Origin of the sequence: Neisseria shayeganii 871, from assembly GCF_000226875.1 — a bacterium.
Classification (GTDB): domain Bacteria; phylum Pseudomonadota; class Gammaproteobacteria; order Burkholderiales; family Neisseriaceae; genus Eikenella; species Eikenella shayeganii.
Genome location: NZ_JH164926.1, coordinates 1,826,949 through 1,842,603, shown reverse-complemented (window position 1 = coordinate 1,842,603; position 15,655 = coordinate 1,826,949). Strand labels below are relative to the sequence as shown.

The 15,655-nt window shown below is 59.1% G+C and carries 20 protein-coding genes; 14 read left to right on the top strand and 6 right to left on the bottom strand.

What is annotated here, in order from left to right; all coding sequences use genetic code 11:
• The 14 genes from tatB to HMPREF9371_RS08545 all read left to right on the top strand — a co-directional run bounded on the left by tatB (window position 1) and on the right by HMPREF9371_RS08545 (window position 11,756).
• Window positions 1–459, top strand: a complete 459-nt coding sequence (gene tatB / locus HMPREF9371_RS08605; protein WP_009119669.1) for a Sec-independent protein translocase protein TatB — start codon at window positions 1–3, stop codon at window positions 457–459.
• Between the two features lie 39 nt (window positions 460–498).
• Window positions 499–1,002, top strand: coding sequence for a hypothetical protein (locus tag HMPREF9371_RS08600; RefSeq protein WP_009119668.1), 504 nt, complete (start codon window positions 499–501; stop codon window positions 1,000–1,002).
• A gap of 76 nt (window positions 1,003–1,078) precedes the next feature.
• Complete coding sequence (tatC, locus tag HMPREF9371_RS08595; protein ID WP_009119667.1) at window positions 1,079–1,846, top strand: twin-arginine translocase subunit TatC; 768 nt, start codon at window positions 1,079–1,081, stop codon at window positions 1,844–1,846.
• 41 nt (window positions 1,847–1,887) lie between these two features.
• Window positions 1,888–2,241 (top strand): DUF2069 domain-containing protein, encoded by a 354-nt coding sequence (locus HMPREF9371_RS08590; protein WP_040661026.1) that lies wholly within the window; start codon window positions 1,888–1,890, stop codon window positions 2,239–2,241.
• Window positions 2,234–4,030, top strand: a complete 1,797-nt coding sequence (locus HMPREF9371_RS08585; RefSeq protein ID WP_009119665.1) for a PglL family O-oligosaccharyltransferase — start codon at window positions 2,234–2,236, stop codon at window positions 4,028–4,030. Before HMPREF9371_RS08590 ends, HMPREF9371_RS08585 begins: the two co-directional genes overlap by 8 nt.
• 189 nt (window positions 4,031–4,219) lie before the next feature.
• The gene (locus HMPREF9371_RS08580) at window positions 4,220–4,894 is read left to right on the top strand and encodes a response regulator transcription factor (protein WP_009119663.1); all 675 of its coding nucleotides are present in this window, start codon (window positions 4,220–4,222) and stop codon (window positions 4,892–4,894) included.
• Window positions 4,895–5,015: 121 nt separating this feature from the next.
• Window positions 5,016–5,186, top strand: coding sequence for a hypothetical protein (locus HMPREF9371_RS13585; RefSeq protein ID WP_009119662.1), 171 nt, complete (start codon window positions 5,016–5,018; stop codon window positions 5,184–5,186).
• A gap of 1 nt (window position 5,187) precedes the next feature.
• Complete coding sequence (locus HMPREF9371_RS08575; protein WP_009119661.1) at window positions 5,188–6,615, top strand: HAMP domain-containing sensor histidine kinase; 1,428 nt, start codon at window positions 5,188–5,190, stop codon at window positions 6,613–6,615.
• Between the two features lie 84 nt (window positions 6,616–6,699).
• Complete coding sequence (locus HMPREF9371_RS08570; RefSeq protein ID WP_040660411.1) at window positions 6,700–7,323, top strand: hypothetical protein; 624 nt, start codon at window positions 6,700–6,702, stop codon at window positions 7,321–7,323.
• A gap of 95 nt (window positions 7,324–7,418) precedes the next feature.
• Window positions 7,419–9,137: an arginine--tRNA ligase gene (gene argS / locus HMPREF9371_RS08565; protein ID WP_009119659.1), complete on the top strand. Its 1,719-nt coding sequence runs from the start codon at window positions 7,419–7,421 to the stop codon at window positions 9,135–9,137.
• A 118-nt stretch (window positions 9,138–9,255) separates the two neighbouring features.
• Window positions 9,256–10,209: a glutathione synthase gene (gene gshB, locus HMPREF9371_RS08560; protein ID WP_009119658.1), complete on the top strand. Its 954-nt coding sequence runs from the start codon at window positions 9,256–9,258 to the stop codon at window positions 10,207–10,209.
• A gap of 184 nt (window positions 10,210–10,393) precedes the next feature.
• Window positions 10,394–10,804 carry a diacylglycerol kinase gene (locus HMPREF9371_RS08555; RefSeq protein ID WP_040661022.1) on the top strand — a complete coding sequence of 137 codons (411 nt, stop codon included), beginning with the start codon at window positions 10,394–10,396 and terminating at the stop codon, window positions 10,802–10,804.
• 13 nt (window positions 10,805–10,817) lie between these two features.
• On the top strand, window positions 10,818–11,222 hold the full coding sequence (locus HMPREF9371_RS08550) for a diacylglycerol kinase (protein WP_009119656.1): 405 nt from the start codon (window positions 10,818–10,820) through the stop codon (window positions 11,220–11,222).
• Window positions 11,223–11,288: 66 nt separating this feature from the next.
• A complete protein-coding gene (locus HMPREF9371_RS08545) occupies window positions 11,289–11,756 on the top strand; it encodes a copper chaperone PCu(A)C (RefSeq protein WP_040660409.1) in 468 nt (155 codons plus the stop codon).
• Between the two features lie 110 nt (window positions 11,757–11,866).
• On the opposite strand, the gene HMPREF9371_RS08540 is transcribed toward HMPREF9371_RS08545, so the two are convergent.
• The 6 genes from HMPREF9371_RS08540 to HMPREF9371_RS13925 all read right to left on the bottom strand — a co-directional run bounded on the left by HMPREF9371_RS08540 (window position 11,867) and on the right by HMPREF9371_RS13925 (window position 15,414).
• Entirely contained in the window at window positions 11,867–12,208 is a 342-nt protein-coding gene (locus HMPREF9371_RS08540; protein ID WP_009119654.1) for a hypothetical protein, read from the bottom strand.
• 178 nt (window positions 12,209–12,386) lie between these two features.
• Window positions 12,387–13,214, bottom strand: coding sequence for an NAD-dependent epimerase/dehydratase family protein (locus tag HMPREF9371_RS08535; protein ID WP_009119653.1), 828 nt, complete (start codon window positions 13,212–13,214; stop codon window positions 12,387–12,389).
• A 35-nt stretch (window positions 13,215–13,249) separates the two neighbouring features.
• Window positions 13,250–13,738, bottom strand: a complete 489-nt coding sequence (locus HMPREF9371_RS08530; RefSeq protein ID WP_232203094.1) for a hypothetical protein — start codon at window positions 13,736–13,738, stop codon at window positions 13,250–13,252.
• Window positions 13,739–13,952: 214 nt separating this feature from the next.
• Window positions 13,953–14,423: a DUF2269 family protein gene (locus HMPREF9371_RS08525; protein WP_009119651.1), complete on the bottom strand. Its 471-nt coding sequence runs from the start codon at window positions 14,421–14,423 to the stop codon at window positions 13,953–13,955.
• Window positions 14,420–14,839 (bottom strand): DoxX-like family protein, encoded by a 420-nt coding sequence (locus HMPREF9371_RS08520; protein ID WP_009119650.1) that lies wholly within the window; start codon window positions 14,837–14,839, stop codon window positions 14,420–14,422. The genes HMPREF9371_RS08525 and HMPREF9371_RS08520 overlap by 4 nt, the downstream gene beginning before the upstream one ends.
• A 425-nt stretch (window positions 14,840–15,264) precedes the next feature.
• Window positions 15,265–15,414 (bottom strand): lipoprotein signal peptidase, encoded by a 150-nt coding sequence (locus HMPREF9371_RS13925; RefSeq protein WP_083814033.1) that lies wholly within the window; start codon window positions 15,412–15,414, stop codon window positions 15,265–15,267.
• Window positions 15,415–15,655: the final 241 nt, after the last annotated feature.

Below are 15,655 nucleotides of genomic sequence, written 5' to 3'. Positions count from 1 at the left end.
ATGTTTGATTTCGCGTTCAGCGAAATGCTGCTGGCCGCGCTGGTGGCGCTGGTGGTGCTCGGCCCCGAGCGCCTGCCCAAGGTGGCGCGCACCTTGGGCCGCTGGCTGGGCCGCCTGCAGCAGTTTGTGGGCAATATGAAAAGCGAGCTGTCGCAGCAGGCCGATTTGGCCGAATGGCAGCAGATGAAGGCAGACTGGTCGGCCACCGCCGGCCAGCTGCGTGAAGAAATGCAGCAGCTGCGCGAAGCGGCCGACCTGCCGGCTTGGGAGCGCCTGCCCGAGCAGCGCACGCCGGCCGATTTCGGTTTGGCTGACGACGGCTCGCCCTTGCCGAAAACGCCGCAGACGGCCGGCTTCCGCCCGGTGTCGCTGCGGCGTCAGGCTTTGGCGCGCCGCCGCCAAGTGCGGCCGAAGCCGCAGGCGGCACCGCGTTTGCGGGCCCGTTCGGGGCGGCGCTGAGCGGTTTTCAGGTAGCCTGCCCATGGAACATTATTTGTTGTGTTGGCGATCACTTTTAAGACGATGAATGTCCTCGGTGTGTTGTATGTAATCTGTGCGCTGCTTACGTATGCGCTGTGTTTTTTCATGACGGCAAAAATTGCCCTCTTGTTTAAACGGGCACAAGGCGATGCCTCGCCGCTTTTTCAGATCCCTAAGGGTTTTCCAAGATTCAAAACCAAGTGGTTGGACAGGTTGATTTCGTTTTTGATTTTGAATCTTATGAGCTTATTTGCCATGTTTTCGATGGGGCGTATTTTTGGAGGCACCGCCATTCCTATCTCTGTTTTTCAGAAAAATATCGGGTTTTACCTGCTGACGATTGCTACGATCAATGCGCTCAGCTTGAGCTTGATGCTTCTCTTTAATAAAACCGAATTCCTTATATTGAAGAAGTTAAACATTGCGTGGTATTACGAAGCGGTTTTGTGGACATTATTGTTGTTGCTGACCCTATATTCGGGGCTTTCCCTGCAAGCCGAAATAGAGGCGATGATGGTATGAAGATTGTAGGAAGGGATGGTTTTGAGGCTACCTGAAAACCTGTTTTGCTTTATGTATCCTGTACGGTCAAACTGTTATGTCTGATGTGCCGCAATCTGCCGCCGAAACCGCCGCTGCCGACGGGCAGACTTTGGTGGCGCATTTGAGCGAGCTGCGCCGCCGCCTGATGTATATGGCGGCCGGCGTTTTGTTGTGTTTGGCGGTGGCGCTGCCGTTTGCCAACGAGCTGTATACGCTGGCGGCGCTGCCGTTGATGGCCAATCTGCCGGCAGGCTCCAAAATGCAGGCGATCGATATTGTGGCGCCGTTTTTCGTGCCGCTGAAAGTGGCGGCGATGACGGCGTTTTTGGTGTCGCTGCCGCACACGCTTTATCAGCTGTGGGCGTTTGTGGCGCCGGCGCTGTACCGCCACGAAAAGCGGCTGGTGCTGCCTTTGGTGGTGTCCAGCGTGTTGCTGTTTGCGGCGGGGATGGCGTTTTGCTACTTCGCCGTGTTTCCGGTGATGTTTAAGTTTCTGCCGGCCACGGCGCCGGAGGGGATTCAGGTAGCCCCCGATATCGGCAGTTATCTGTCGTTGATTTTGGGTTTGTTTCTGGCCTTCGGGGTCACGTTTGAAGTGCCGGTATTGGTGATTTTGCTGTACCGCATGGGGGTGGTGGAGTTGGCTGCGCTGCGGGCGGCCCGGCCTTATGTGGTGGTGGCTGCGTTTGTGGTGGCGGGCATTTTGACGCCGCCGGATGTGTTGTCGCAATTTATGATGGCGGTACCCCTGTTGGTGTTGTATGAAGCGGGGCTGTGGATGTGCCGCTGGATGAAGGTTCGCGCACCGGAGGAAACCGCCTGAGCGGGCGGCGTGCAGCGGGAAGACGGGATGAAAACATGCAAGTGAGTCGGAAAGCCGCCCAATATTGGGCGGTATTCGGTTTGGTGGCGCTGATGGCGATCAGCCTGGCGTGGGAATTGTGGCTGGCGCCTTTGCGGCCGGGCGGCTCGTGGCTGGCGCTCAAGGCGCTGCCTCTGTGTCTGCCGTTGGCGGGGACGCTCAAAGGCAAGCTTTACACGTTTCAATACAGTTCGATGCTGGTGTTGCCGTATTTGGCGGAAGCCATCATGCGTTTGTTTGATGCGGCGCCGGCTTCGCGCTGGTGCGCGGCGGTAGCGCTGGCGGCGGGTGCGGTGTGGTTTGTTGCCTGTCTGCTGTTTGTGCGGGCGGTGCGGCGGGAGCAGCGGCATGTTTAAACCGCTGCGGCAGTCTGGGGTGATGTGGATGGGCATGCTGCTGTTGGCGGTGGTGCCGTTTTTGTCTTCTTGGCGCACGGGGCCCCAGGGCGGTTGGCTGATTGAAAGCGGCTCTTTGCTGTTTGCCATGCTGTTTGTGCTGCTGACGGCGGTGCAGGGCGGGCGGCTGCGTTTGCCGGCGGTGTCGTGGTATTTTCTGGCGCTGGCCGTGTTTTGGGCGGTGCAGGCGCGGGTGTTGGCGCTGCCGTATGCGGAGATGTCGGACCTGACGGCGGCGGTTTGGCTGGGTATGGCTTTGCTGGCGTGGGCCTGCCGCGTTCAGGTAGCCCGTTTGGGCCAACTGAAGGCGGCGGATATTTTTGCCTGGGCCTTGTTGGCGGGCGGGTTGCTGCAGGCGCTGGTGTGTGTGTTGCAGTTCGGCGAGTGGACCGCTTGGCTGCCGGGGCTGATGAATGCGCCGGGGCGTTATTTTGTGTTCGGCCAGCTCGGGCAGCGCAACCATTTGGGCCATTACATGATGTGGGGCGTGTTGGCGGCGGCCTATTTGTGGAGCCGCAAACAACTGCCGAACGGATGGGCGGCAGGGTGTGCCTTATTGCTGTTGGGTGTGGTCGGGCTGATTACGTCGCGCACCATGCTGCTGTATTTGGCTGCGCTGGCCGCTCTGTTGCCCGTGCTGTATTGGCGCGGCGGGCCGGCATTGAAACGTTGGTGCTTGCTGACGGGCTTGATGCTGTTGGGCGTGCTGTTGGCGCAGTGGCTGGTGATGCCGCTGCTGTCGGCGTTGCTGGACAGTGGCGGCAGCATAGGCGAGGCTTCCGGTTTGAGCCGCATGGCAGGCGGCAATACGGCCAGCCCGGGGCGGGCGGCGGAATGGGCGAAGGCGTGGCAGGTGTTTTTGGCGCATCCTGTATTGGGCGTGGGCTGGCAGGGCTATTCGCATGAGAGTTTTGCCTGGGTGATGCGTGACGGCAGTTTTCGCGATTACGACCCCGGCGTGCTGTTCACCCACAGCCACAACAGTTTTCTGCAAATTCTGGCCGAGATGGGCTGGGTGGGCGGTTTGTTGGTGTTCGGCGGCTGGCTCGCGGTGGTGTCGGGCTACCTGAAACGGCCTGTCAACGAAGCCTCGGCTTGGATGCTGTGCTTGATGACGGTGTCGCTGTGCCACAGTTTGCTGGAGTATCCGCTGTGGTATGTGTATTTTCTGGCTCCGTTTGCGGTGATGATGAGTTTGACGCCGATGAAAGAGGCATTTGCCGGAGCAAACCAAACATCGGCCGGGCGTTGGCTTTGGGGTGGCTTGGCAGCTTTGGTCGCGGCGCTGACGCTGTATTACGGCGTTGCCTATTACCGCTTGGCGCACGCCTACGGCAAACCGAGCGCCGACTGGCCGCATGAGCGGCAACTGGCCCAACTCGAGCGCATCGAGCGCTGGGATTACTTTCTGCGCTATTACGCCCACATGGGTTTGCTGCGCAAAGTGGATATTCAGCGCAAGCCGCTGCCGGCTTGGGGGCGGGAAGCTGCGCTGCGGGCCTCCCGATTCCGTCCTTATGCCAACACGGCGGTGCGGGCGTTTTATCTGGATCAGGAAGGCCAAGAACAGGAAGCCGCCGCCTGGCTATTGAATATGGGCCGCTATTACCCCACCATGATGCAACGCTATTTGGATGCCGCCACCACTTACGGTGTGTCAGAAGCCGTGGTCTTGCCCTTGCGGCAAGCGTGCTGGCGTTACCGCGAAACCGCCCGCGCTGCGCTGAAATGCGGTGGAGTAAATCAGTAAATATCTGAAATGAAGCATGATAAAGAGGCTGTGCCACGGCGTGCGCCTGGGATATGCTTTCCCCGTCTATGCAAAGATGAGCAAAAACATTTGGCTTGCGTGTTGGTATCAGGCAAAGTGTTAAGATTGTTGAAAACACAAGAGAATAAATCCATTGTGTTTCAGGTAGCCTAACTGAAGGAGCGAATAATGAACCGAGTGTTACTGGTGGACGACGATGCCCTGCTCACCGAGCTGTTGACCGAATACCTGAGTGCCGAAGGCCTGGAAGTGCACAGCGTAGGCGACGGCGAAGCCGGCGTCAGCGAAATTTTGGGCGGCAACTATAATGTGGTGGTGTTGGATTCGATGATGCCCAAGATGACCGGTTTGGACGTGTTGAAAACCGTGCGTCAGCAGAGCAAAATCCCCATCATCATGCTGACCGCCAAAGGCGACGACATCGACCGCATCATCGGCCTCGAAATGGGCGCGGACGACTATGTGCCTAAACCCTGCCAGCCGCGCGAACTGCTGGCCCGCATTAATGCCATTTTGCGCCGCACCCGCCAAGCCGAGCCGGATGCCGCGCCGAATGTGATTTCGGTGAGCAACGTTACTCTCTACCCGGCTAAGCGCCAAGCCACCATTGGCGATGCGCCGCTGGAGTTGACCAGCACCGAATTCAACCTGCTGGAAGTGCTGATGCGCCATGCCGGCCAGGTAGTGAATAAAGAAACCTTATCGATTGAAGCGCTCGACCGTAAACTGGCCAAATTCGACCGCAGCATCGATGTGCACATTTCCAGCATCCGCCACAAACTGGGCGACGCCTCGCTGATTCAAACCGTACGCGGTTTGGGCTATCTGTTTGTGAAAAACTGATGCCGATGATGGCCGTATCTGCCGATCATCCGTTTGGCGCGTTCTGTACGTGCCGGGCGGTGGTCGGCTTGCTTATGCGCGGCCTAACCCGTTTCGGTCATACCATAGCGGGCCGAGACCTTTGCAAAACCCCCATCTGCGGCGCATTTCTGCGTTGTGCGCTGCTCACTCGCTTGCCTATCTATATGATATGTCTGCACTCGCTGCGCTGCTACGCCTTGAACTGCATCCACATCTGGGAGTTTTGCAAAGGTCTCGGGTCGAGTGGCCGGTGTGTTTTCAGGTAGCCTGATATGAAGTTGTTTCAGCGGATTTTTCTGACTTTTTTCGTGGTCATCATCGGCGGCATCATGGTGGCCAGCTTTTCGTTTTGGCTGGTGCAGGATACTGTGGCCGAGAGCCGTTTCCGCCAGCAGCGGGCATTTGAAACCGGCCTGCTCAACAGCGCGGTGACCGTTTTCCAAACCCGCGGTCTGCCGGGGGTGCGCGAAACGCTGCAGGACTGGAACAATACGCCGACTTTCGACAATATCCTGGTGATTGCCGGCGACAGCAAAACCGATGTTTTCAAACGCGATATTGATCCCGCACACATTTTTTCCGCCCGAAAATTCGCCGCCCGCCATCCGGAAACCCGTTTGGTTCGGATTGCGTACGACCGCTTGGGCGAAGAGTACATTTTCATGCTGCGCGATTGGGACAAGCAGCAGGCTTCCCGCCCGCCGCCGCCTTTGATGATTCCCGGCGTGGAGATGGCGCCGGTGTGGCACGAGTTCGTCATTCTCAGCTTCGTGGTGGTGATCGGTCTCTTGTTGGCCTACATTTTGGCCAACAATATTTCCAAGCCCATCAATATTCTCGAGCGCGGGATGAACCGTCTGGCCGGCGGCGATCTGGAAACGCGTATTGCCCACCAGCTGGTCGGCCGGCGCGACGAATTGGCCAATTTGGCGGTACAGTTCGACAGCATGGCGGGGCAGTTGCAAAAACTGGTAGAGAAAGAGCGCCACCTGCTGCACCATGTGTCGCACGAAATGCGCTCCCCGTTGGCGAGAATGCAGGCCTTATTGGCGCTGATGCAGCTGCAGCCGCAAAAGCAGGAACAGAATATGCAGCGGCTCGAATCGGAATTGGGGCGCATGGATACGTTGGTCGGCGAGCTGCTGACGCTGTCGCGTTTGGAAACCGCCCATGCCGGCATGGAAAAAGACCCGCTCAAGCTGGTGCCGTTTCTGGAAAATCTGGTGGAAGACTCGCGTGCGGTGGCTTCGCAAAACCGGCAAACCATCGAGCTGCATTACAAACCTTCGGATGCGGGGGCGTTGGTCAGCGCGCATGAAGGCTATTTGTACCGCGCATTCGACAATGTGCTGCGCAACGCCATGGCTTACAGCCCCTTGGGCGGCACCATTCGGGTCAATCTGTCTTCGCAGCGGCAGAACTGGGTGGTGGACATCGTGGACAACGGGCCCGGGGTGGACGAACAGCAGCTGCCGCATATTTTCACCGCCTTCTACCGCGCCGACAGCGGTGCGCACAAGCAGGGCACCGGTTTGGGTCTGGCCATTGCCCGCCATGTAATCGGCCAGCATTGCGGCAAAGTGATGGCCTACAATGTGCAGCCGCAAGGTTTAAACATCCGCTTTGAATTGCCGAAATTGAAGCCGGGCGCGGCCAAAGCCGATTGCGGCGACAAAGAAAAAGACAAGGAAGCCGAATAGGCGGGCAGGGCTACCGCCTAAGGGCGTGAAGGGTTTACAATGCGCCCGTTTTCACTACCGTTGCCGCAAGAAAGGAATGATGTCGTGCTGCAGAAATGGAAGACTTGTTTGGTTGCCGGGCTGATGGCCTTGGCCGTGCCGGCGTTGGCCCAATCCGATAACGATCAATGGCGGGCAGTGTCCGAGCAACAGAGCAAGGCGATGCTGTTGCGGGCGGGCACCTTGGCCGCGGCAATGGACTGGGAGCGCGATGCTTTGTTGGCCGGGCACGCCAATGCCGACGGCATCGATAAAGCATTTTTCGAGCCGCAAACTTGGGAACGGATATTCCGCCGCAGCGGCCAGTATCTGCAACACGAAATCAAAACATGCTACGAGCAGGCAGCCGAAGCCCAAGCGGCGGAGCAGTGCAGTGAGATGGACAATATCTTGGCCGCGCATTTGGCTTCCGACCACGCTTACCACCAACAGCGCTCCGGCAGTTTTGCCTTTACTTACCTGCTGAACGAGCGCACCCGCCATTGGAATCAGAACCATGCCGACCGGCTGCGGGTATTGAACCGGGAGGCCGCCGAAGCGCGCCGCCTGTTTAAAGCGGAGTTGTCCGCCGCGCCGGCCGGGGCCGAGATTTATCGGGCGCTAGAAATGTCGCGCCAATATGTGCGCGACCAGCTGGACCAATGGGCTGATGCGCCGTCTGCCCCTTAAATCCGGCCATTCCCATTAATCATAGTTTTAAACAGGCTACCTGAAAGCCTCCATCCGCTTTCAGGTAGCCTCCGTTTGATTTTGACGAGAAGAAGATGCGATTACACACCCTTGTTTCCCAAGAAGCCGAAGCCGCTTTTGCCGCCGCCGGCCTTTCCGGCAGCCCGATTGTGTTGCAGCCGGCCAAAAACGTCGATTTCGGCGACTACCAAATCAACGGCGTGATGGGCGCGGCCAAACAGCGCAAGCAGAACCCGCGCGAGCTGGCGCAGCAGGTGGCTAACCAACTGGCCGGCAACCGCCTCATCGAATCGGCCGAAGTGGCCGGCCCCGGCTTCATCAACCTGCGCCTGAAGGCCGATTTTCTGGCGCAGGAAGTGGACGCCGCCCTGCACAGCGGCCATTTCAACATCCGCCGCACCAATGAGCCGCAAAGCGTGGTCATCGACTATTCCTCGCCCAATTTGGCCAAAGAAATGCACGTCGGCCATTTGCGCTCCAGCATCATCGGCGACAGCCTCGCCCGAGTGCTGGGCTTTTTGGGCCATCAAGTGATCCGCCAAAACCACGTTGGCGACTGGGGCACCCAGTTCGGCATGCTGGTGGCGCATCTGGTGGCGCAGCAGCAGGACAACGCCGCATTCGAGCTGGCCGATTTGGAGCAGTTCTACCGCGATGCCAAAGTGCGTTTCGACGAAGACCCGGCGTTTGCCGACACCGCGCGCGATTATGTGGTGAAGCTGCAGGGCGGCGACGAACAGGTTTTGGCCTTGTGGAAACAGTTTGTGGCGATGTCGCTCAGCCATGCGCAAAACGTGTACGACACCCTCGGCCTGCTGCTCACGCCCGACGATGTGGCCGGCGAATCCATGTATAACGACGATCTGCAAACCGTGGTGGACGAATTGGCGGCGCAAGGCTTGGCCGTGGACGACGACGGCGCCAAAGTGGTATTTCTCGACGAATTCAAAAACCAAGACGGCGATCCGGCCGCCTTTATCGTGCAGAAGCAGGGCGGCGGCTTCCTGTATTCCAGCACCGATTTGGCCTGCATCCGCTACCGCGTGAACCGCTTGCAGGCCGACCGCCTGCTGTATGTGGTGGACGCCCGCCAAAGCCTGCATTTCCAGCAGCTGTTTACCGTGGCGCGCAAAGCCGGCTGGCTACCTGAAAGCGCAACGGCCGAACACATTCCCTTCGGCACCATGATGGGCAAAGACGGCAAACCCTTTAAAACCCGCTCCGGCGACACGGTGAAACTGGTCGATTTGCTCAATGAAGCGGTGGAACGCGCCACCGCCTTGGTGGCCGAGAAAAACCCGGCCCTCTCGCCGGCCGAGGCCGCAGAGATCGGCCGTGTGGTGGGCATCGGTGCGGTGAAATACGCCGATTTGAGCAAAAACCGCAGCAGCGATTATGTGTTCGACTGGGACCAGATGCTCTCTTTCGAAGGCAACACCGCGCCCTATCTGCAATATGCCTACACCCGCGTGCAAAGCGTGTTCCGCAAGGCCGGCGACTGGGACGCTGCCGCCCAACCGGTGTTCACCGAACCCTTGGAAAAACAGCTGGCGGTGGAGTTACTCAAGTTTGAAGACGTACTGTGCAATGTGGCGGAAAGCTGCCATCCCCACTATTTGGCGGCGTATCTTTACCAGGTGGCCGCCCTGTTCAGCCGCTTCTACGAAGCCTGCCCCATCCTCAAGGCCGAAGGCAGCGTGCGCAACAGCCGCCTGCAGCTGGCCAAGCTTACCGGTGATACCTTGAAACAAGGCTTGGAATTGCTCGGCATCGAAACTTTGGACGTGATGTAAGTCCTTTTTCAGGTAGCCTGCAGGCTACCTGAAAAGACTCCGCCTTGCCCCGGCTGCCCGCCGCTTATATCATAAGCGCCTTCTGCGGCCCGGCCGCTTTTCGCTTGAAAGACTGTGCATGAAACTGCTTGTGATTGCCGACCCGCTGGCCGGCTTCAAAACGTATAAAGACACCACTTATGTGATGATGCGCGAAGCCGCCCGCCGCGGCTGGCAGCTGTTTCATGGCCTCAGCGGCGATTTGTCGGTGCGCGCCGGCGTGGTCACCGTACAAGCGGCCCGGATTGATTTTTTCGGTGCCGATCAGGGCCGCAGCGACTGGTTTGCCGCCCACGCGCCGCAACGGTGCGCCTTGCGCGATTTCGACGCCGTCATCATGCGTACCGATCCGCCTTTCGACCTGCAGTATCTGTATGCCACCCAGCTGCTGACGCTGGCCGAAGGACAGGGCGCCAAGGTGTTCAACAGCGGCCAAGCCATGCGCGATTTCAACGAAAAACTGGCGATTCTGCATTTCGACCGCTTTACCGCCCCCACTGTGGTCAGCACCCGTGCCGCCGAGGTGCGCGGTTTCTTGGCCGAGCAGGGCGACATCATCGTCAAGCCTTTGGACGGCATGGGCGGCATGGGTATTTTCCGCCTGCGCCAGGACGACCCCAATATCGGCAGCATTCTGGAAACCCTGATGCAGCACGACCGCCGCACCATCATGGCCCAACGCTATATCCCCGAAATCGTGCACGGCGACAAGCGGGTGTTGGTGATCGGCGGGCAGGTGGTGCCGTATGCCTTGGCACGGATTCCGCAGCAGGGCGAAACGCGCGGCAATTTGGCTGCCGGCGGCCGCGGCGTGGCGCAGGCTTTGTCGCCGCGCGACCGCGAAATTGCCGAAAACTTGGCGCCCGAATTGGTGCGCCGCGGCATTTTACTGGCCGGCTTGGACATCATTGGCGACTACCTCACCGAAGTCAACGTCACCAGCCCCACCGGTTTCCAAGAAATCATGCAGCAGCAAGGCTGCGATGTGGCGGCTTTGTTTATCGACGCCGTGGCCGAATGGAGCGCCCGTTGAAGCGGTTTTCAGGTAGCCCGATTCCCGCCTCCCGACCCTATTCATAATGAACAAACACACCACTCCCGACGAGACCCCGGCGGCTCCGTCCCGCCCGCCCGGCGATTATGCCCAAGACGTGTGCAGCAAAGCGCACGAAGTGTATGACAAGGCGCATGAAGCCTACGACCGCGCCCACGACAAAATGCAGGCTTACTGCGCCGATGTGCAGAGCTACGCCGCGCAAATGAAAGGCAAAACCGGCCTGCGCCGCATCATCAACGCGCTGGGTTATTCGTGGGACGGCATCCGTGCTGCCTGCGACGAAGCCGGTTTCCGCCAGCTGTTGTGGATCAACGGCATCCTGATCTTGCTGGCGCTGCTGTTGCCGTTTACTTTGGCCGTGCAGCTGGTGTTGATCCTGGCCTCCGCTTTGTCTTTGGTGGTGGAGCTGATCAACACCGGCATCGAAGCGGCGGTGGACCACACCTCTTTGGCGCAGCATGAGCTGGCCAAGCGCGCCAAGGATGTCGGCTCGGCGGCGCAGTATCTGCTGTTGGCCGTCTTGTTGCTGATGTGGCTGCTGGCGCTGTGGCGCACTTTTGCGGCTACCTGAAACGGAGTAACGGATGTCTTTGCCCGAGCAGCCCTCTTCCTACGCCGCCGGCCAAAAAGGCAAAACCGGCTGGCGGCGCATTCTCAATGCGGCCATTTATTCGCGCGACGGCCTCATCGCCGCCTACCGCCACGAGGCGGCGTTCCGCCAGCTGGTGTGGCTGCATGCGGTGTTGCTGGTGTTGCTGGCCGTGGCCGGCTTCAGTCTGCCGGTGAGCATGATTTTGTTGGCGGCCTCGTTTTTCTCGCTGGTGGTGGAACTGGTCAACACCGGTTTGGAAGCGCTCACCGACCGCGTGTCCACCGAAAAACATCCTTTGTCGAAAATCGCCAAAGATGTCGGCTCGGCGGCGCAAATGCTGGCGCTGGTGTTGCTGGCCCTGTTGTGGGGCTTGGCGCTGTGGCAGGCTTATGCTTGATGTGACGCAAGTTTGGTCCAAATGGGGCCGGCTGTGTATGACCTTTACAAACAGGAACAGATGCTCATGAAACCAGTGTTATTGGCCGCTTTGGCCTTGCTTGGCGCCGCTGCGGCTCAGGCCGATATCCATGTGCGCGATGCGTGGGCACGTTTTACCGTGCCCGGCCAGCAGGCGGGCGGCGTGTTTATGCAGCTGCACAACGGCGGCCGCGCCGATGCCTTGGTAGGCGGCAGCAGCCCCTTGGCGGAGAAAGTGGAAATCCATACCCACAGCATGCGCGAGGGCAGGATGCAGATGCATGAAATCGAAGGCGGCTTGCCCTTGGCCGAAGGCGGCCGTGCCGAACTCAAACCGGGTGGTTACCATGTGATGCTGATCGGCTTGAAACAGCCTTTGGCCGGCGGCCTCCGCTTTCCGCTCACCCTGCATTTCCGCCATGCGCCGGCCAAAACGGTTACCGTAACCGTGAAGACCCCGGCGCAGGAAGCGGCGCAGCCGGGCGGACACGGGCATCACCATCACGGCCATTGAGAGGGTAGGATACACCCCTTACTTGTGGCCGTGATGCAGAGCGGCGAGAACACAAACAGGCTACCTGAAAAGCTTTCAGGTAGCCTTTGCTGTGCTTTTCTTGGCGTCGCTCAATCGAAGCGGACCACATCCAGGCAATGTTGCTGCGCGCGCATTCTTTGGAGAACAATGTCTTGGCGATTGTCGTCCGACAGCAGGCAAATCACGGCATCGGGGTCTTGGGCGGCGATGCGGCCCAAGTGATAGGCCCAAACCAAGCCGGGGTCGGCGGCGCTGCCGGGCGGTAAAAAGACAAAATGCACCCGTTTGCCGAAACGGCACAGCACTTCGCACCAAGTCATGGGCATATATTCCTGGCCGGCCGGAATAAACAGCCAGATGTGGCAGGCAGGGTCGATTTCACTCAAACACTCAGGGCGAGCGGAGTCAAAGGAAAGCAGGATGTGTTTCATGTGTGTAGGTATGTCTTGCGGCCGGTGTGTCCGGCCGCTTTATTGTGTGTTTGTTTGTTGTTTTCGGGCGCTTTTTTGGGTGCGCCCTGATGTTGGCGCGGAATATACCAAAAATCCCCCTGTCTGTGGTAGCCGCAGCAGGGGGAAGGGGGACGGAATGTGCAGTTTGGGCAACAGCTTAACGGCCGAAATCCTCAGCGGACTGCGGCGGGCGCCCCAAAAGGGCGGCAAAACCGGCGCAGTCGGCCGTCGAACCGGCACGCAACAGGCGCAGGCTGTCGCGGCTGAGTAAGCCGTTGCTGGGCACCTCCGCCAGCGCGGCACCCCACTCGGCCACAGGCCGGGGTAAGGAGAGGATGTGGGCGGGCGGTTTGCGGTGGAGGTTGCGCCGCAGCAGGTTCAGGTAGCCGGCCAGCGTGCAGGTTTGGCTGCCGGTAAATGGCATGCAGCCGCCTGCGGTGCCGACTGCCAACTTGGCGAGACCTTCGGCCACATCGTCGAGGTGGACCGGCTGCAGCGCGAAACGGCCGCCTTCAGGCAGGCAGAGCAGCGGCAGACGGGCCAGGCGGATAAACAGTTCGCAGCTGGCGCCGCCGCGCCCGAACACCACGGAAGGTTGCGCGATGGCCGTGCTGAGGCCGCTGCCGGCCACGGCGTGGTCGCCGCGCCCTTTGCTGCCGAGGAAAGGCACCGGATGGTCGGCCGCCGCGCCGAGAGCGGACAGCTGTACCCAACGCGGCACGCCGTGTTCCGCCGCCAGATGGGCCAATTTGGCCGGTGTATGATGGTGGACGGTCTCCAGAACACTGCGGTGGCGGCTCATGATGCCGACGGCATTGATGACTACGTCCGCGCTTTTCAGGTAGCCGGTGAGGCGCGTGAAATCAGGCTGCAGAAAGTTGAATTCGCGGCTGCTTGGCATATTGACTTGGTGTCCTTGCTGTTGCAGCAGGCGGGCGGTGGCGGCACCGATAAAGCCGCTGCCGCCAAAAAGCAGAATGTTCATGATGGCTCCGATGGTGAATGGCAGACGGGATGAAGTTATTTAAACAAGGGCGGCAGGCCGTCGTCAGGGCGGGGCCGGGCGGCCGGCGTTACTGGGTCGAAATCGGGCATTTGACCGCGTTTGAGGTGGAGTTTGCCGCCCGTTTGCGCCACGGGCGCTTTCGGACCGCTTTGGAGCAAACGAATCTGCTGGCGGACGAGATAGGCCAACACCAGCAGCAGGCCGACGCCGCCGAAAATGGCCCAACGCAGGGCATACAGCAGGTTGTTCGCCAGGCTCTGGCCGAAACGCGGGGCAAACAGCAACACGCAGAGCATGGGCAGCAGCAGGGTGAGGCTGAGGTAAAGCCGCTGCCAGAACATACCGCTGATTTCCTTCACCTCCGGGCGCGGATCGTCGCAGAGAAAGGCCAGCACTTTGCGCAACGGCCGGCCGAGAATGGCCCAGCAAATACCGCTGACAGTAAGCGAAACCAGCACCACGGCAGCGGTGACGGCAAGGGAAGAATAGCTAGGGGAATACATCGCAAACTCCTGACAAAGTGAAGAAAATTGGTCGGGTGGTTTTCAGGTAGCCTGAGGTTGCTTTTTGTCATGCAAGATGACGGCAGTCTCGTGGGGGCGAAATCCCGGCCTGCTGTATCGGCCATGCTCGCAAAGCGTTAATTTGCTGCGCTTTCTTCCTTGCGTGCGTGGTTTTCCACCCCAAAACGTTGTGCAGGCCCAAGCGCGCCACGCGCTAAACGGGTTTCAGAACCATCAAAAAATACACAATCACCATGGCACAGAAAGCCGGATAGCCCAGCAGCTCCCAAAGCCGCGCATCGCGCCAATAGGCATCGGGCAGTTGGCGTTCGCCGCGTTCGGCCGCCGCTTGGGCGGTCTTGGCCATCCTCAGCTGCAAAACCACCACCGGCAGCCAACACAGTCCGGCCAAGGTATAGAGGGCCAAGGTCCACACAATCCAGCTCATGCTCCAGTCCATGCCGGCGTGCCGGATCATCCACAGGCCGGAGAGAGGCTGGAAAATCACCGCCGGGGTGGTAAACCACCAGTCGGCGCGGCACACCAGCCGAGACACCACGGCCTGCGCCTGTACGTTGCCGCTGCGGTTGGCGAAGAAGAGGTAAAAGGCGGTGCCGAAGCCGGTGCCCACCATCAGGGTGGCGGAGAGGATGTGGAGGGTTTTGACAATGAGATAGGTGTTCATGACACACTCCTTTCAGAAACGGGGCGGTTTTCAGGCCGCGTCGGACCAGACGTTTGTTGCGCGCCGGCCAGACAAATCGTTACGGCCAGCAAGGGAAAATTCTTCACCAGGGGCGCGAAGGGGTGCAGCCAATTGGCCGGCAGCCACAGCGCCACAATCAGGCTATACGCCGCAATGGTGGCCGCCTGTGCCGCCCACAGCAGGCGGTGTTGCCGCCAAGGGCTGAACAACAACACGCCGAGCAGCACGTCCCAAGCCGAAGCGGCTGCCAGCGCAGGCATCTGCCATTCGGACGGCAGGCCGACATCGGCCAATAATTGCAAAGCTTCGTTGCGGGCGGTGAGAATGGGCTGCAGCCCGCTCCACAGCCATAAACCGCCAAAGGATGAGGAAATATGCCAAGGCTGATTATTCATAAATTTCTGCCTTAAGAGAAATAATTAGGGAAATTTTTTGCCGATTTTTTCGGCAGTCGGCATTTTCTTTTTTCGGTAAGCAACTTAAGCGCCTTATCCACAGCCTCTCTACGGTGTTATCCAAACGGTTGGGGGAAAGCGGCGGCCGCATGGGCGGCTGATGTCATGAGCCAGCAAGGCGGCGAATTTGTCTGTTTTTTTAGGCAGTGGCAAAATCTGCCAATACCATCAATGTGTTCGCTTGCTTATCCACAGCTTATCCCAATCAGCTTCCCCGGCGCGTGTGGGTATCGGTTTTGTTTTGCCTGATTTTTAATCAGTACCAATTATGTCAAACGGCTGACGGGCTTAGACCGGCTTTCCACAACGGAAACACAGGCTCATGCACGGAAGATGTGGGCAGCAAGCAGGCCGGGTATCGGGCTTCAGAATACAGGTTGAGACCTTCGCAAAACCTCCAGATGTGGATGCAGTTCAAGGCGTAGCAGCGCAGCGAACGCAGACATATCATGCGGATAGGCAAGTGAGCGAGCAGCGCACAACGCAGAAATGCGCTGCAGATGGGGGTTTTGCAAAGGTCTCAGGTTAATGGTTGCGGTTGGGCCATCGGATACGATGGTTTCAATATTGTTGCCAGGCAACTACAATTTCTGTAATTACTGAAATTATAGTTTAATTGTTTGGCTTGGCGCAAGGTCCATGCTAGGGTTGGGCAGAGTGAGGGAAATACTGGGCCAATTTCTGTTTGATTTTTATCATATTCAGCTTATCGGGCTACCTAACACGCTTTCAGGTAGCCTGAGATGTAGAAATTAT

Bases quoted from the DNA above. Each gene is read 5' to 3' on its own strand.
- tatB (WP_009119669.1), top strand. From the start codon at position 1: ATGTTTGATTTCGCGTTCAGCGAAATGCTGCTGGCCGCGCTGGTGGCG.
- tatC (WP_009119667.1), top strand. From the start codon at position 1,079: ATGTCTGATGTGCCGCAATCTGCCGCCGAAACCGCCGCTGCCGACGGG.
- HMPREF9371_RS08585 (WP_009119665.1), top strand. From the start codon at position 2,234: ATGTTTAAACCGCTGCGGCAGTCTGGGGTGATGTGGATGGGCATGCTG.
- HMPREF9371_RS08580 (WP_009119663.1), top strand. From the start codon at position 4,220: ATGAACCGAGTGTTACTGGTGGACGACGATGCCCTGCTCACCGAGCTG.
- HMPREF9371_RS08575 (WP_009119661.1), top strand. From the start codon at position 5,188: ATGAAGTTGTTTCAGCGGATTTTTCTGACTTTTTTCGTGGTCATCATC.
- argS (WP_009119659.1), top strand. From the start codon at position 7,419: ATGCGATTACACACCCTTGTTTCCCAAGAAGCCGAAGCCGCTTTTGCC.
- gshB (WP_009119658.1), top strand. From the start codon at position 9,256: ATGAAACTGCTTGTGATTGCCGACCCGCTGGCCGGCTTCAAAACGTAT.
- HMPREF9371_RS08555 (WP_040661022.1), top strand. From the start codon at position 10,394: ATGCAGGCTTACTGCGCCGATGTGCAGAGCTACGCCGCGCAAATGAAA.
- HMPREF9371_RS08550 (WP_009119656.1), top strand. From the start codon at position 10,818: ATGTCTTTGCCCGAGCAGCCCTCTTCCTACGCCGCCGGCCAAAAAGGC.
- HMPREF9371_RS08545 (WP_040660409.1), top strand. From the start codon at position 11,289: ATGAAACCAGTGTTATTGGCCGCTTTGGCCTTGCTTGGCGCCGCTGCG.
- HMPREF9371_RS08540 (WP_009119654.1), bottom strand. From the start codon at position 12,208: ATGAAACACATCCTGCTTTCCTTTGACTCCGCTCGCCCTGAGTGTTTG.
- HMPREF9371_RS08535 (WP_009119653.1), bottom strand. From the start codon at position 13,214: ATGAACATTCTGCTTTTTGGCGGCAGCGGCTTTATCGGTGCCGCCACC.
- HMPREF9371_RS08530 (WP_232203094.1), bottom strand. From the start codon at position 13,738: ATGTATTCCCCTAGCTATTCTTCCCTTGCCGTCACCGCTGCCGTGGTG.
- HMPREF9371_RS08525 (WP_009119651.1), bottom strand. From the start codon at position 14,423: ATGAACACCTATCTCATTGTCAAAACCCTCCACATCCTCTCCGCCACC.
- HMPREF9371_RS08520 (WP_009119650.1), bottom strand. From the start codon at position 14,839: ATGAATAATCAGCCTTGGCATATTTCCTCATCCTTTGGCGGTTTATGG.